The sequence below is a fragment of the Mycolicibacter algericus DSM 45454 genome (assembly GCF_002086455.1).
GTDB lineage: Bacteria > Actinomycetota > Actinomycetes > Mycobacteriales > Mycobacteriaceae > Mycobacterium > Mycobacterium algericum.
In genome coordinates this window covers 55871-71165 of record NZ_MVHC01000012.1, presented here as the reverse complement: position 1 = coordinate 71165, position 15295 = coordinate 55871, and the positions used below count along the sequence as shown (strand labels likewise).

The 15295-nt window shown below is 71.0% G+C and carries 13 protein-coding genes; 12 read left to right on the top strand and 1 reads right to left on the bottom strand.

All coding sequences use genetic code 11. The features are described from left to right. The first annotated feature begins 67 nt into the window (after positions 1-67). From BST10_RS13080 to BST10_RS13025, 12 genes are all read left to right on the top strand, one after another. Entirely contained in the window at positions 68-1633 is a 1566-nt protein-coding gene (locus BST10_RS13080; RefSeq protein WP_083038193.1) for a UDP-N-acetylmuramoyl-L-alanyl-D-glutamate--2,6-diaminopimelate ligase, read from the top strand. Then, the gene (locus BST10_RS13075; protein WP_083038191.1) at positions 1630-3135 is read left to right on the top strand and encodes a UDP-N-acetylmuramoyl-tripeptide--D-alanyl-D-alanine ligase; all 1506 of its coding nucleotides are present in this window, start codon (positions 1630-1632) and stop codon (positions 3133-3135) included. Before BST10_RS13080 ends, BST10_RS13075 begins: the two co-directional genes overlap by 4 nt. Continuing rightward, complete coding sequence (gene mraY, locus BST10_RS13070) at positions 3132-4211, top strand: phospho-N-acetylmuramoyl-pentapeptide-transferase (RefSeq protein WP_013828676.1); 1080 nt, start codon at positions 3132-3134, stop codon at positions 4209-4211. Before BST10_RS13075 ends, mraY begins: the two co-directional genes overlap by 4 nt. Position 4212: 1 nt before the next feature. Continuing rightward, entirely contained in the window at positions 4213-5739 is a 1527-nt protein-coding gene (gene murD, locus BST10_RS13065; RefSeq protein ID WP_083038188.1) for a UDP-N-acetylmuramoyl-L-alanine--D-glutamate ligase, read from the top strand. Next, entirely contained in the window at positions 5736-7304 is a 1569-nt protein-coding gene (ftsW, locus tag BST10_RS13060) for a putative lipid II flippase FtsW (RefSeq protein WP_083038186.1), read from the top strand. Before murD ends, ftsW begins: the two co-directional genes overlap by 4 nt. A 4-nt stretch (positions 7305-7308) precedes the next feature. After that, positions 7309-8466, top strand: a complete 1158-nt coding sequence (murG, locus tag BST10_RS13055) for an undecaprenyldiphospho-muramoylpentapeptide beta-N-acetylglucosaminyltransferase (RefSeq protein WP_013828679.1) — start codon at positions 7309-7311, stop codon at positions 8464-8466. After that, a complete protein-coding gene (murC, locus tag BST10_RS13050) occupies positions 8456-9940 on the top strand; it encodes a UDP-N-acetylmuramate--L-alanine ligase (RefSeq protein ID WP_083038184.1) in 1485 nt (494 codons plus the stop codon). The genes murG and murC overlap by 11 nt, the downstream gene beginning before the upstream one ends. Beyond that, entirely contained in the window at positions 9937-10929 is a 993-nt protein-coding gene (locus tag BST10_RS13045; RefSeq protein WP_371869099.1) for a cell division protein FtsQ/DivIB, read from the top strand. The genes murC and BST10_RS13045 overlap by 4 nt, the downstream gene beginning before the upstream one ends. Positions 10930-11143: 214 nt before the next feature. After that, positions 11144-12307, top strand: coding sequence for a cell division protein FtsZ (ftsZ, locus tag BST10_RS13040; protein ID WP_013828682.1), 1164 nt, complete (start codon positions 11144-11146; stop codon positions 12305-12307). Positions 12308-12324: 17 nt separating this feature from the next. Continuing rightward, on the top strand, positions 12325-13032 hold the full coding sequence (pgeF, locus tag BST10_RS13035; RefSeq protein ID WP_083038182.1) for a peptidoglycan editing factor PgeF: 708 nt from the start codon (positions 12325-12327) through the stop codon (positions 13030-13032). 154 nt (positions 13033-13186) lie between these two features. After that, positions 13187-13849, top strand: a complete 663-nt coding sequence (locus BST10_RS13030) for a cell division protein SepF (protein ID WP_041319770.1) — start codon at positions 13187-13189, stop codon at positions 13847-13849. A 72-nt stretch (positions 13850-13921) separates the two neighbouring features. Further along, positions 13922-14212, top strand: a complete 291-nt coding sequence (locus BST10_RS13025) for a YggT family protein (RefSeq protein WP_083038180.1) — start codon at positions 13922-13924, stop codon at positions 14210-14212. A 60-nt stretch (positions 14213-14272) separates the two neighbouring features. Here BST10_RS13025 and BST10_RS13020 read toward each other — a convergent pair whose 3' ends face one another. Then, on the bottom strand, positions 14273-15073 hold the full coding sequence (locus BST10_RS13020) for a DUF2249 domain-containing protein (protein ID WP_083038179.1): 801 nt from the start codon (positions 15071-15073) through the stop codon (positions 14273-14275). Positions 15074-15295: the final 222 nt, after the last annotated feature.

Sequence of the window (15295 nt, the reverse complement as noted above, 5' to 3'; positions counted from 1 at the left end):
GGCCACCCCGCTGTGGGTGCCGGCCTGGGTAGTCTCAGGTCCGGTTCTGGTGACCTGGCCGCAGCGGATGGAGGTGATCGCGGTGTCTGCCGCAATGCGCCCTGAGGTCGGGACGGGTACGCCGCTGCGCGTCCTGGCCGACCACGTCGGGGCGGTCTCCGCGACCGGCGGTGTGGTGCCGGAGCTGCCGATCACCGGGCTGACGCTGCGCGCCCAGGATGCGCAGCCAGGGGACCTGTTCGCGGCGCTGCCCGGCGCGACCACCCGCGGGGCGCGGTTCGTCGCCGACGCGGTGGCACGCGGCGCGGTCGCGGTGCTCTCCGATGGCGACGGGGCCGCCGAGATCACCAGCGGCGCAGCGGCGCCCGGGATACCGGTGCTGGTGCATCCGGCTCCTCGCGCGGTGCTCGGCGAATTGGCGGCCACCGTCTACCGGCATCCCTGCGAGCGGCTCACGGTCATCGGTGTCACCGGGACGTCGGGCAAAACCACCACCGCCTACCTGGTGGAGGCCGGGTTGCGGGCCGCCGGCCGGACCGCGGGGCTGATCGGCACCGTCGGGGTCCGAATCGACGGGGTCGATCTGCCCAGCGCGCTGACCACCCCCGAGGCGCCGGCGCTGCAGGCGCTGCTGGCAGTGATGGCGCAGCGCGGGGTCGACACCGTGGTGATGGAGGTGTCCAGCCACGCCCTGACGTTGGGCCGGGCCGACGGCACCCGCTTTGCGGTGGGCGCGTTCACCAACCTGTCGCGTGACCACCTGGACTTCCACCCGAGCATGGCCGACTACTTCGAGGCCAAGGCGCGGCTGTTCGATCCGGCCTCACCGCTGCACGCCGCCCGGACGGTGGTCTGTATCGACGACGAGGCCGGCGAGGCGATGGCGGCGCGCGCGAGCGCACCGGTCACCGTCAGCGTTACCGGCCGGCCCGCGGGCTGGGGTGTGGAAGGCGTCAGCGCGGCTGCGGGCCCAGGTGGCCGGGAGTTCGTGGCGGTGGACCCCGCCGGTGTGCACCATCCGGTCGGAATCGGGCTGCCCGGGGACTACAACGTCGCCAATTGTCTGGTGGCGCTGGCGATTCTCGACGTGGTCGGGGTGTCGCCGGAGCAGGCGGCGCCGGGCCTGCGCGACGCCCGGGTGCCCGGCCGGATGGAGCCGATCGATCGCGGCCAGGGCTTCCTGGCGCTGGTCGACTACGCGCACAAGCCGGGTGCGCTGGCCGCGGTCTTGCAGACACTGCGCCAGGACCTGCGCGAAACGGCCGGGCGGCTGGCTGTGGTTTTCGGCGCCGGCGGCGACCGCGACCACGGCAAGCGCGCGCCGATGGGGCGGATCGCCGCCGAGACCGCGGACCTGGTGGTCATCACCGACGACAACCCGCGGGGCGAGGACCCCGCCGACATCCGGCGCGCGATTCTGGCCGGTGCGGCCGACGGCAGCGCGGCGGTGGTCGAGATCGGTGATCGCCGGGCGGCGATCGAGCACGCGGTGCGCTGGGCGCGGCCCGGCGATGTGGTGCTCGTCGCCGGCAAGGGCCACGAAACCGGGCAGACCGCCGGGGGACGAACGCAGCCCTTCGACGACCGAATCGAGCTGGCCCAGGCGCTCGAAGCGCGCGAGCAGCACCGATGATCGCGCTGACCGTCGCGGAGATCGCCGCGATCGTGGGTGGCCGGCTCGCCGACATCTCACCGGAGCAGGCCGCGCGCACCGTGGTCAGCGGGACCGTGGAGTTCGACTCCCGTCGCATCACCGCGGGCTCGTTGTTCCTGGCTCTGCCCGGTGCGCGTGCCGACGGCCACGACCACGCGGCGTCGGCGGTGGCCGCCGGCGCGGTGGCGGTGCTGGCGGCCCGTCCGGTCGGGGTGCCGGCGATCGTGGTAGACCCCGGCCCGAAGGCCGCCAGCAGATCCGGTGCGCTCGAGCACGACGACGCGTCCGGATCCGGGGCGACGGTGCTGGCCGCGCTGGCCAAACTCGCCGCCGCGGTGGCCGCCCGACTGGTCGCCGAGGGCCTGAGGATCATCGGCGTTACCGGCTCGTCGGGCAAAACCTCCACCAAAGACCTGATCGCCACGGTGCTGGCGCCGCTGGGTCAGGTGGTGGCGCCGCCCGGATCGTTCAACAACGAACTGGGCCACCCGTGGACGGTGCTGCGGGCCGATGAGCACACGGACTTTCTGGTGCTGGAGCTGTCCGCGCGGCATCGCGGCAACATCGCGGAACTGGCCGCCATCGCCCCGCCGCAACTGGCGGTGGTGCTCAACGTCGGCAGCGCGCATCTGGGCGAGTTCGGCTCCCGCGAGGCGATCGCGGAGACCAAAGCCGAACTGGTGCAAGCCGTTCCGGAGTCGGGCGTGGTGATCCTCAACGTCGACGATTCCGCGGTGGCCACGATGGCGGACAAGACCGTCGCACGGGTGGTGCGGGTCAGCCGCTCCGCGCCGGCCGACGTGTGGGCCGATGCCGTGGTCCTCGACGAGTTGGCCCGCCCGCGGTTCGCCCTGCACGCCGGTTGCGAAGCCGACGTCACGGTGTCACTCGGGGTGTCCGGAGACCACCAAGTCGGCAACGCGCTGTGCGCCGCTGCCGTGGCCTTGGAATGCGGTGCTACGCCGCAGCAGGTGGCCGACGCCCTGGCGGGCGCCGGGCCGGCCTCGGGGCACCGGATGCAGGTCAGTACCCGCGCCGACGGCGTAACCGTGATCGACGACTCCTACAACGCCAACCCCGACTCCATGCGGGCGGCGCTGCAGGCGCTGGCCTGGATCGCCCGCGGTGAGAATCCGGGGGCGAAGCGCCACAGCTGGGCCGTGCTCGGCGAGATGGCTGAGCTGGGCGAGGACGCGATATCTGAGCATGACCGCATCGGCCGGCTCGCGGTGCGCTTAGATGTGTCTCGTCTCATTGTCGTCGGCGTAGGGAGAGCAATGGGGGCGATGCACCACGGCGCGGTCATGGAGGGATCCTGGGGCGCCGAGGCCACTGCGGTACAAGACGTCGATGCCGCCCTGGCCCTGCTGCGCGCCGAATTGCGGCCGGGTGACGTGGTGCTGGTCAAGGCGTCCAACTCCGCCGGGCTGACGGTCCTGGCCGACGCGCTGGTCAGCGACCACCCGGGAGACCGCCGATGATCATGATCCTCGTCGCGGCCGGTGTCGCGCTGTTGGTCGCGATCCTGCTGACCCCGGTGCTGATCCGGGTGTTCACCAAGCAGGGCTTCGGTCAGGAGATCCGCGAGGACGGCCCGGCCAGCCATCAGAGCAAACGGGGCACACCGTCGATGGGTGGCGTAGCGATCGTGGCCGGGATCTGGGCGGGCTACCTGACGGCTCAACTGGCCGGCCTGGTCTTCTACGGCACCGGACCGACGGCCTCCGGGCTATTGGTATTGGGGCTGGCGACCGCGCTGGGCGGCGTCGGATTCATCGACGACCTGATCAAGATCCGCCGGTCACGCAATCTCGGCCTGAACAAGACCGCCAAGACCGTCGGGCAGGTCACCGCGGCGACCCTGTTCGGCCTGCTGGTGCTCAACTTCCGCAACAGCTCCGGGCTGACCCCGGGCTCCCAGCAGCTGTCCTACGTGCGCGAGATCGCCACCGTCACACTGCCACCGGCGATTTTCGTGTTGTTCGTCATCCTGATCGTCAGCGCCTGGTCGAACGCGGTGAACTTCACCGACGGCCTGGACGGCCTGGCCGCCGGATCGATGGCGATGGTCAGTGCCGCCTACGTGCTGATCACCGTGATGCAGCACCGCAACGCCTGTGCCATCGCGCCCGGACTGGGTTGCTACAACGTGCGCGACCCGCTGGATTTGGCGCTGATCGCCGCCGCAACGGCGGGCGCCTGCATCGGGTTTCTGTGGTGGAACGCCGCGCCGGCGAAGATCTTCATGGGCGACACCGGATCACTGGCGCTGGGCGGGGTGATCGCCGGGATGTCGATCACCACCCGCACCGAGATCCTCGCGGTGGTGCTCGGCGGGCTCTTCGTCGCCGAGATCACCTCGGTCGTCGTGCAGATCCTGGCGTTCCGCAGCACCGGCCGCCGGGTGTTCCGGATGGCGCCGTTCCATCATCACTTCGAGTTGGCCGGCTGGGCGGAGACCACCGTGATCATCCGGTTCTGGCTGCTGACGGCCATCGCCTGCGGGCTGGGCGTCTCCATGTTCTACGGCGAGTGGTTCACCGCCGTCGGCGGCTGACATGACCGGCGTGCTGTCCTCCGGCGCCCGGGTGCTGGTTGCCGGCGCCGGGGTGACCGGCCGGGCGGTGCTGAGTGCGTTGGCGCCGCTGGGCCTGGACTTGACACTCTGCGACGACGACCCGGCCGCGCTGCGTGCCCACACCGGGGTCACCAGGTGCAGCCCGGCCCAGGCCGGGTCCCAGATCGCCGACTACACCCTGGTGGTCACCAGCCCCGGGTTTGCGCCCACCACACCCGTGCTGGCCGCGGCGGCCGAAGCCGGGGTGCCGATCTGGGGTGACGTGGAACTGGCCTGGCAGCTCGATGCGGCTGGTCGTTACGGTCCGCCACGGCGCTGGCTGGTGGTGACCGGCACCAACGGCAAGACCACCACGACGTCGATGCTGCACGCCATGCTGACCGCCGCGGGCCGGCGCGCCGCATTGTGCGGCAACATCGGCAGCCCGGTGCTCGATGTGCTCGGCGAGCCCGCCGGCGGTTCAGCGAGGCTCGACGGAGGAGAGCGGAAGCTGGGACCGCCGCATGAATCCGAACTGCTGGCCGTCGAGCTGTCCAGTTTCCAGCTGCACTGGGCGCCGTCGCTGCGTCCGGAGGCCGGGGCGGTGCTCAACATCGCCGAAGACCACCTGGACTGGCACGGCAGCATGGCCGCCTACACCGCCGACAAGGCGCGGGCACTGGCCGGCCGGGTGGCGGTGGTCGGCCTCGACGACGCCCGCGCGGCGGCGCTGCTGGGCGGGTCGCCCGCGGCGGTGAAGGCCGGTTTCCGGCTCGGGGAGCCGGCGGCCGGCGAGCTCGGCGTCATCGACGGCATGCTGGTCGACCGCGCGTTCGCCGGCGCGGAAGCCGTGGCGCTGGCGCCGGTGGCCTCGATTTCGGTGCCCGGGCCGGTCGGCGTGCTGGATGCGCTGGCCGCGGCGGCGCTGGCCCGCAGCGTGGCGGTGCCGCCGGAGGCGATCGCGGCCGCGTTGGCATCGTTTCAGGTCGGTCGGCACCGCGCCGAACTGGTGGTCGTCGCCGACGGCATCAGCTACGTCGACGACTCCAAGGCCACCAACCCGCACGCCGCCGAAGCCTCGGTGCTGGCCTACCCGCGGGTGGTCTGGGTGGCCGGTGGTCTGCTCAAGGGCGCCTCGGTCGAGGCGACCGTCGCCCGCATCGCCGATCACCTGGCCGGGGCGGTGCTGATCGGCCGCGATCGCGGCGAGGTTGCCAAGGCGTTATCACGACACGCACCGGATGTCCCCGTCGTCTTCGTTGAGACGGGTCAGGATGCTGATATGCAAGTTATGGGTGAGACTGCTGTGTCTCCAGTTACTCGTGTGACACGAGTAGCTGATGGGTCCGACGAGTCGCTGGGCTCGCGAGTGATGACCGCGGTGGTCGCCGCCGCCCGTGACCTGGCAAGGCCCGGCGACACGGTGCTGCTGGCCCCGGCGGGGGCGTCCTTCGACCAGTTCGCCGGCTACGGCGCCCGGGGCGAAGCCTTCGCGGCCGCCGCGCGCGCCGCGGCAGGGGCGGTGTGATCGGGATTCTGGCCCGGCTGCGGCGAGACGCCGGGGCCGCGGCCGCCGAGGACGAGACGACGCCGCCGAAGCCCGCCAACACCGAGCCGCGCACCCGGTTCGGGGCCTGGCTGGGCCGGCCCATGACGTCGTTTCACCTCATCATCGCCATTGCCGCGTTGCTGACCACGCTCGGTCTGATCATGGTGCTGTCCGCGTCGGGGGTGGAGTCCTACGGTGTCGACGGCTCGGCCTGGCGGATCTTCGGCAAGCAGGTGCTCTGGACGGTGATCGGGCTCATCGGTTGCTATGTGGCGTTGCGGATGCCGGTGCGGTTCATGCGCCGCATGGCTTTTCTGGGATTCGCGTTCACCGTCGTGTTGCTGGTGCTCGTGCTTATCCCCGGTATCGGCACGCTGTCCAACGGCTCCCGGGGCTGGTTCGTCGTCGCCGGATTCTCCATGCAGCCCTCCGAACTGGCCAAGATCGCGTTCGCCATCTGGGGCGCCCACCTGCTGGCGGCCCGGCGGATGGAACGCGCGACGCTGCGCGAGATGCTGATTCCGCTGGTGCCGGCCGCGGTGGTCGCTTTGGCGCTGATCGTCGCCCAACCGGACCTGGGGCAGACGGTCTCGCTGGGCATCATCCTGCTGGCGCTGCTGTGGTACGCCGGCCTGCCGCTGCGGGTGTTCACCAGCTCGCTGGCGGCGGTGATCGTGGCGGCCGGCATCCTGGCCGTCTCGGAGGGTTACCGTTCCGACCGGGTGCGGTCCTGGCTGGACCCAGATGCCGACCCGATGAACGCCGGGTACCAGGCGCGGCAGGCGAAGTTCGCACTGGCCAACGGCGGCATCTTCGGCGACGGCCTGGGCCAGGGGACCGCCAAGTGGAACTACCTGCCCAACGCGCACAACGACTTCATCTTCGCCATCATCGGCGAGGAACTCGGCTTCATCGGCGGGTTCGGGTTGCTGGCGCTGTTCGGCCTGTTCGCCTACACCGGCATGCGCATCGCGAAGCGCTCCGCCGACCCGTTCCTGCGACTGCTGACGGCCACCACCACGATGTGGGTGATCGGCCAGTCCTTCATCAACGTCGGCTACGTGATCGGGCTGCTGCCTGTCACCGGGATTCAGCTACCGCTGATATCGGCCGGTGGAACCTCCACGGCGACAACGTTGTTCATGATCGGCATCATGGCCAATGCGGCCCGGCACGAACCGGAGGCGGTGGCTGCGCTGCGCGCCGGCGCCGACGACCGGATGAACCGGATGCTGCGGTTGCCGCTGCCGGAGCCGTATGCACCGACCCGGATCGAGGCACTGCGTGACCGGCTGCGGTCTCGGCCGCAATCCGCCGGCGGGCAGCGCGGCACCGGGCGGGCACCGTCCCGGTCGGCCGGGCGGCAACGCGCAGCCGGGCAGCCGACGAAGCGGGCGGCGAGCCGCGGTACGGGCCGGGCAGGGCAAAATGGAGCCGGCCGACGTCGCCGGGCGGCGTCCGTACAAGCGGCGTCCCGACAACCGGCGTCGGCCGAGCGGCGTCCGACAGTCGGGCGCGCACGCGCACTGGAAGGTCAGCATTAGGGGAGTGAACGACTCGGTCAGCAAGCCGGACCGCGGTGCGCCGATATCGGTGGTTCTGGCCGGCGGCGGTACCGCAGGCCACGTCGAGCCCGCGATGGCCGTCGCCGACGCGCTGCGCGCCGTGGACGCGGGTGTCCGCATCACCGCGCTGGGCACGGCACGCGGCCTGGAGACCCGGCTGGTGCCTGCTCGCGGCTATGACCTGGAGTTGATCACCCCGGTGCCGTTGCCGCGCAAACTCAACGCTGATCTGGTTCGGCTGCCGGCCCGGGTGGTGCGGGCCGTTCGCGAGACCCGGGCGGTGTTGCGCGCCGTGCGGGCTGACGTGGTGATCGGGTTCGGCGGCTACGTGGCGTTGCCGGCGTATCTGGCCGCGCGTGGTATCGGTCGGCGGCAGATTCCGGTGGTGATCCACGAGGCCAATGCGCGCGCCGGGCTGGCCAACCGGGTCGGCGCCCGCGGCGCCGTGCGGGTGCTCTCCGCCGTCGGCGATTGCGGCCTGTCGCGCCCGGAGGTGGTCGGGGTGCCGGTCCGCGCGGCGATCACCACGCTGGACCGGGCGGCGCTGCGGGCAACGGCCCGCGCCCACTTCGGCTTCGCCGACGACGCCCGGGTGCTGCTGGTGTTCGGCGGTTCGCAAGGCGCCCAGTCGATCAACCAGGCCGTCGCCGGCGCGGCCAAACATCTTGCTGCGGCTGGGGTTTCGGTGCTGCACGCGCACGGCCCGAAGAACACGCTGGATCTGCCGCAGCCCGCCGAGGGCGATCCGCCGTACGTCGCGGTGCCTTATTTGGACCGGATGGACCTGGCATATGCGGCCGCCGATCTGGCGATCTGCCGGTCCGGGGCGATGACGGTCGCCGAGGTGTCGGCGGTCGGATTGCCGGCGGTGTACGTGCCGTTGCCGATCGGCAACGGTGAGCAGCGGCTCAACGCGCTGCCGGTCGTCGACGCGGGCGGCGGTGAGCTGGTCGACGACGCCGCGCTGACCCCGGACTTCGTGGCCGGCACGGTCGCCGGGCTGCTCACCGACCGGGCGCGGCTCGCCGCGATGACCAGCGCCGCCCGGCTGGCCGGGCACCCGGAAGCGGCGCAGCGGGTGGCGCAGGCGGCGTTGGACGTGGCGGCCGACCGGCGGTCTCGGAGCCGTAATGAGCACTGATCAGCTGCCGCCGGAGCTGAGCCGGGTGCACATGGTCGGCATCGGAGGAGCGGGCATGTCCGGCATCGCCCGCATCCTGCTGGACCGGGGCGGCCTGGTGTCGGGGTCCGACGCCAAGGAGTCGCGCGGGACCCACGCGCTGCGGGCCCGGGGCGCGCAGGTGCGGATCGGCCACGACGCCTCGGCGCTGGATCTGTTGCCGGGCGGTGTCACCACGGTGGTGACCACCCACGCGGCGATCCCCAAGACCAACCCCGAACTCGTCGAGGCCCGCCGCCGCGGCATTCCGGTGGTGTTGCGGCCGGCGGTGCTGGCCATGCTGATGGCCGGGCGCACCACCTTGATGGTCACCGGCACGCACGGCAAGACCACCACCACGTCGATGCTGGTGGTCGCGTTGCAGCACTGCGGGCTGGATCCGTCGTTCGCGGTCGGTGGCGAATTGGGTTCGGCTGGTGCCGAGGCCGGCACCAACGCCCATCACGGCAGCGGACCGTTGTTCGTCGCCGAGGCCGACGAGAGCGACGGCTCGCTGCTGGAGTACACCCCGAACGTCGCGGTGGTGACCAACGTCGAAGCCGACCACCTGGACTTCTTCGGCAGTGCCGAGGCCTACACCCGGGTGTTCGACTCGTTCATGGAGCGCATCACGCCGGGCGGCGCGGCGGTGGTGTGCGTCGATGACCCCGGCGCCGCCGAGCTGGCCGATCGCACTGCGGCACAGGGCATCCGGGTTCTGCGCTACGGCACCGAGCGGCCCGGACAGCAGGAGCTGGCCGGTTCGCTGTTGAGCTGGGAACAGCAGGGGACCGGCGCGGTCGCCGAGATCGCGCTGGCGGGATCCGCTTCCCGGGAGGCGATGTGCCTGGCGGTGCCGGGCCGGCACATGGCGCTCAACGCGCTGGGTGCGTTGCTGGCTGCGGTCGAGGTCGGCGCGCCGCTGCGGGCCGTGCTCGACGGTCTGGCTGGCTTCGACGGGGTACGACGCAGGTTCGAATTGGTGGGCTCGGCGGGCTCGTCGGGGTCGGTGCGGGTCTTCGACGACTACGCACACCATCCCACCGAGATCGCCGCGACGCTGACCGCGGTCCGCGCCCTGCTCGCCGAGCGTGGCACGGGCCGCAGCCTGGTGGTGTTTCAGCCGCATCTGTACTCGCGGACAAAGGCTTTCGCTGCCGAGTTCGGCCGGTCGCTGAACGGCGCCGATGAGGTGTTCGTGCTTGACGTTTACGGTGCGCGTGAGCAGCCGTTGCCCGGCGTGAGCGGGGCGAGTGTCGCCGAGCATGTCAGCGTTCCGGTGCACTACCTGCCGGACTTCGCCGCGGTGCCGCAGGCGGTGGCCGCGGCGGCCGGGCCTGGTGACGTGATCGTCACCATGGGCGCCGGCGACGTGACCGTGCTGGGCCCGGAGATCGTGACCGCGCTGCGGGCGCGGTCCGACCGGACCCTTCCCGGCCGCCCGGGCGCGCTGTGAGTACGCCACCCGACGAACCCGACGTGACACCGGAAGACCCGGTGGGCGACGGCGCCGCCCGGGACATCGAACAAACCGAGCACGTCGAGAACACCGAAGCCGGCCAGAACACCGACGCCGGCCGGGCCACCGGTGACGCCGCGGCCGGCGCGGAGTCCGAGGAGCCCGCGGAGGCCGAGGGCCCGCGGCGGCGCGCACGGCGGGAGCGCGCCGAGCGCCGTGCGGCACAGGCGCGCGCCGAGGCGATCGAACAAGCCCGCCGGGATGCAAAGCGCCGACTCCGGGCCGGTTCCGCCGAGCCGCAGCAGGGTGTTCCGCGGGGGGCCATCCGGGGCTTGAAGATGGTGCTGGCCACATTCCTCGCGGTGGTGCTGGTGGTCGGGCTCGGGCTCATCCTGTATTTCACGCCGGTGATGTCGGTGCGCGACATCGAGGTCACCGGGATCGCGGCCGTGCCTCGTGAGGAGGTCATCGACGTCGCGAAGGTGCGGCTCGGCACCCCGCTGCTGCAAATCGACACCGGCAGCGTCGCCGAGCGAGTCGCGGCGATCCGCCGGGTCGCCAGCACCCGGGTGCAGCGGCAGTACCCCTCGGTGTTGTCGATCACGGTGGTGGAGCGGGTCGCCGTGGTGTTCAAGGATTTTCCGGACGGCCCGCATCTGTTCGACCGCGACGGCGTCGATTTCGCGACGGCGCCGCCGCCGGGGCCGCTGCCGGTATTCGACGTCGAGAACCCCGGTCCGACGGATCCGGCCAGCCGGGCCGCGCTGCAGGTGATGACCGCGCTGGCCCCCGAGGTCGCCGGCCAGGTCAGCCGGGTGGCCGCCCCGTCGGTCGCTTCCATCACCCTGACGTTGGCCGACGGCCGGGTGGTGGTCTGGGGCAGCACCGATCGCACCGCGGAGAAGGCCCAGAAGCTGGCGGCGTTGCTCACCCAGCCCGGTCACACCTACGACGTCTCGAGTCCGGATCTGCCCACCGTCCGCTAGGAAAGAAAATTCGCCCGGTGTGTCCCGGCGCGTCGGAGCCGAGGACGGGCGGGGCGGCCCTACTGTGGCGGTTACGCGGAACAACTTGACATAACTCTAAGCCTTTGGTTGAGGTTGAGGGTTTGCCACAGTTTTTCGAAAGGCAGTTCAGGGAGTTCAGCGGTAAGCCAGGCCCCAGAGAGGGATCAGATCCCACCAGGGAGGAAGACGAACGATGACCCCACCGCACAACTATCTGGCCGTCATCAAAGTCGTGGGTATCGGTGGTGGCGGCGTCAACGCCGTCAACCGGATGATCGAGCAGGGCCTCAAGGGCGTCGAGTTCATCGCGATCAACACCGACGCACAGGCATTGTTGATGAGCGACGCCGACGTCAAGCTCGACGTCGGGCGCGACTCGACCCGCGGCCTCGGTGCCGGCGCCGACCCCGAAGTCGGGCGCCGGGCCGCCGAAGACGCCAAGGACGAGATCGAAGAGCTACTGCGCGGCGCCGACATGGTGTTCGTCACCGCCGGCGAGGGCGGCGGCACCGGCACCGGTGGCGCACCGGTCGTCGCCACCATCGCGCGCAAGCTCGGGGCGCTGACCGTCGGCGTGGTCACCCGGCCGTTCTCCTTCGAGGGCAAACGCCGCAGCAACCAGGCCGAGAACGGGATCAACACGCTGCGGGAGAGCTGCGACACCCTGATCGTGATCCCCAACGACCGGTTGCTGCAGATGGGCGACGCGCAGGTCTCGCTGATGGACGCCTTCCGCAGCGCCGACGAGGTGCTGCTCAACGGCGTCCAGGGCATCACTGACCTGATCACCACGCCGGGCCTGATCAACGTCGACTTCGCCGACGTCAAGGGCATCATGAGCGGCGCGGGCACCGCGTTGATGGGAATCGGGTCGGCTCGCGGCGACGGCCGGGCGCTCAAGGCCGCTGAGATCGCGATCAACTCGCCACTGCTGGAGGCCTCGATGGAGGGCGCCCAGGGTGTGCTGATGTCGGTCGCCGGCGGCAGCGACCTGGGGTTGTTCGAGATCAACGAGGCGGCGTCGCTGGTGCAGGACGCCGCGCACCCCGAAGCCAACATCATCTTCGGCACCGTGATCGACGATTCGCTCGGCGACGAGGTCCGGGTGACCGTGATCGCGGCGGGCTTCGACTCGGCCGGTGCGGGCCGCAAACCGGTGACCGGAGCAACGGGCCAACCACGGCACGCCGTGGCGCCCGGGCAGGCCGGCAAGGTCACGTCGTCGCTGTTCGACCCGGTCGACGCCGTCAGCGTGCCCGCCCCGACCAACGGTGCGACGGTCAGCGTCGGCGGCCGCAACGGCGATGACGGCGTGGATGACGACGACGTCGACGTCCCGCCGTTCATGCGCCACTAGCGTTCGGCCCTGAGTCGGTGACGTTCCGCGTCCGGCGGGTGACCACCACCCGGTCCGGTGGCGTCTCGGCGGCTCCGTTCGACAGCTTCAACCTCGGCGATCATGTCGGCGACGATCCGGCGGCGGTGGCGACCAACCGCGCGCGATTGGCCAAGGCCACCGGACTCGGTCCCGACCGCCTGGTGTGGATGAACCAGGTGCACGGGGATCGGGTGGTGGTCGTCGACGAACCGCGCGACACCCCGGTAGACGCGACCGACGCGCTGATCACAGGCGTGCCCCGGCTGGCGATGGTGGTGGTGACCGCCGACTGCGTACCGGTGCTGATGGCGGATGCACGCGCCGGCGTGGTGGCGGCGGTACACGCCGGCCGGGTCGGCGCCCAGCGCGGCATCGTCGCCCGGGCGCTGGAGGTGATGCTCGCGGCGGGGGCGCAGCTCGGTGACATCTCGGTGCTGCTCGGCCCGGCGATCAGCGGACCGCACTATGAGGTGCCCGCGGCGATGGCCGAGGAGGTCGAGGCGGCACTGCCGGGTAGTCGCACCCGCACCTCGGCCGGCACCCCCGGCCTGGACCTGCGGGCCGGAATCACCCGGCAATTACGGGAATTGGGCGTCGAGGCCATCGACGCCGACCCCCGCTGCACGGCGGCCGACCCGAAGTTGTTCAGTCACCGGCGGGACGGCCGCACCGGCCGGCTCGCGTCACTGGTGTGGCTGGAATGAGCCGGCGGTACCGGGGCGCCGGCGGAGCGACCGTGAAACCGGTTGCGCCTGTCCGCGTGTCGTTGCCGCGCCACGGCGCACTCGGCCATTACCGTCACCATAATTAGTCACTTCAGTCACACCTTCATCACAGTCATCAGAGAAGGGTCCAATGATGAGCACACTCCACAAGGTCAAGGCCTACTTCGGGATGGCTCCTATGGAGGACTACGACGACGACTACTACGACGACGGCGATGAGCGCGCCTCGTCGCGCGACTACGCACCCCGGGGGGAGCGGTTCTCCGAGGACGTCTTCGACCGGGTCGCGGGTCGCTCCGACGGTCGCTACGACGAACGATTCGACGGTCGCGAGTACGACGAGGCGCCGGCTGGCTACCGGGGCGGCTACGACGATGACCCGCGGTACCGGGGCCGCGACTTCGACCGGCCCCGCGACTTCGAGCGTTCGCGGTTCGCCTCGCTGCGCGGTTCCACCCGCGGCGCCCTGGCGATGGACCCGCGCCGGATGGCGATGATGTTCGACGAGAGCAGTCCGCTGTCGAAGATCACCACGTTGCGCCCCAAGGACTACAGCGAGGCCCGCACCATCGGTGAGCGGTTCCGCGACGGCACCCCGGTGATCATGGATCTGGTGTCGATGGACAACGCCGACGCCAAGCGGTTGGTCGACTTCGCGGCGGGTCTGGCATTCGCCCTGCGTGGCTCGTTCGACAAGGTCGCGACCAAGGTGTTCCTGCTGTCGCCGGCCGACGTCGACGTGACGCCCGAGGAGCGTCGCCGCATCGCCGAAACCGGCTTCTACGCCTATCGGTAGGCTGGGGCGACAGTCGGGCCGGTCAGCGCGATGCTGATGCGGGCACACCCTCGTCAGTAAGGTCGCATTCCGTTGGCGCTGTTCTTCACGATTCTCGCTATCGCGCTGTTTGCTTTCTGGCTGTTGTTGATCGCTCGGATCGTCATCGAGTTCGTCCGCTCGTTCAGCCGGGACTGGCACCCGCGCGGCGCCACCGTGGTGATCCTGGAGCTGATCATGAGCATCACCGATCCGCCCGTGAAGCTGCTGCGGCGGTTGATACCGCAGTTGACCATCGGTGCGGTGCGCATCGACCTGTCGATCATGGTGCTGCTGCTGATCGCGTTCATCGGGATGGAACTGGCGATCCAGCACGCCGCGTGAGCAACGGCGGCCAAGCGCCGGGGTGACCCGGATTCGGGTGCCGGGCCACCCCGGGCGTCATCAGACCCGGGTCAGCCGCAACCGCCACGCCTCCGGGCCACGCTCCTCGTAACCGACGGCCAGCCGGCCACCGCTGCGCTCGGCGAGCTGGTGCAGCAGCGGGATCGGATCGTGCGGCGCCACCAGCAGCATCGAGCCGCCCGCCGGAACCGCATCGAAGGCCCCGAACACCGTCGCGTGCCGGATAGCGTGCGGGATCTCGCGCACGTCGAGCTCGGGCATCTCCTCGTCCTCTTCGCCGCAGCCGCAACCGCCGTGGCCGTGACCGTGGCCGTGGGCGGCCGGCCCGGGGGCCTGAGCGGGGGCGCCCAGCTCGGTGGGGATCGCCGGCAGCTGGGCGGCCAAATCGGCCAGCGCGACGCCGCTGGCCTCCGCGAGCGCGGGCAGCAGCAGGTCGGCGACCTTGCCCAGCAGTGCCTCCAGCAGCACCCGCAGCGCCTCGACGTGCGCGGCGATCTGTACCCGGTCGGTGTCACGGGCGATGCGCGCCGCGGCCTGCTCGATCAGGTGGGTCTCGCCGAGCAGCCCCTCGATCAGCAGCCGTGACCGCTCGACACCGGCTGCGGCCGGATAGATCAGTTCCACCGCTGCCTGCAGCTGTGGCCGCACCGCTTGCTCGATGAACGCCTGCACCGTGCGGTGGGCGTCGTCGAATGCCGGACCGGCCGTGCCCACCGCGGCGAACACCGCCGCCCCGAGCGCGGCCTGGCGGCCGAGCAGCTCGGCGTAGGCGGACCGTACGTCATCGACGGCGGCTGAATCCGCCGCGCTGGTCGCCACGACCACGTCGTTGGTTGTCATCCTCGAGAGTCCTTCCGATTGGTCGTCACCTGCGTCGGCCTTCCAGGCCACCTACCCTCAATATTTACGGGTAGGCCTTGTAGATAATACGGCCCGGGTGGCCGGCCCGGTAGACCGCGGGTCCGGGATACGACCCGGATCCGGGACCGCTCTACCGGCAGCGATCGGCGAACGCCGTCATCAGTTGTGTTTGCCGAAACGTGACTTCTGTGGCAGCAATTT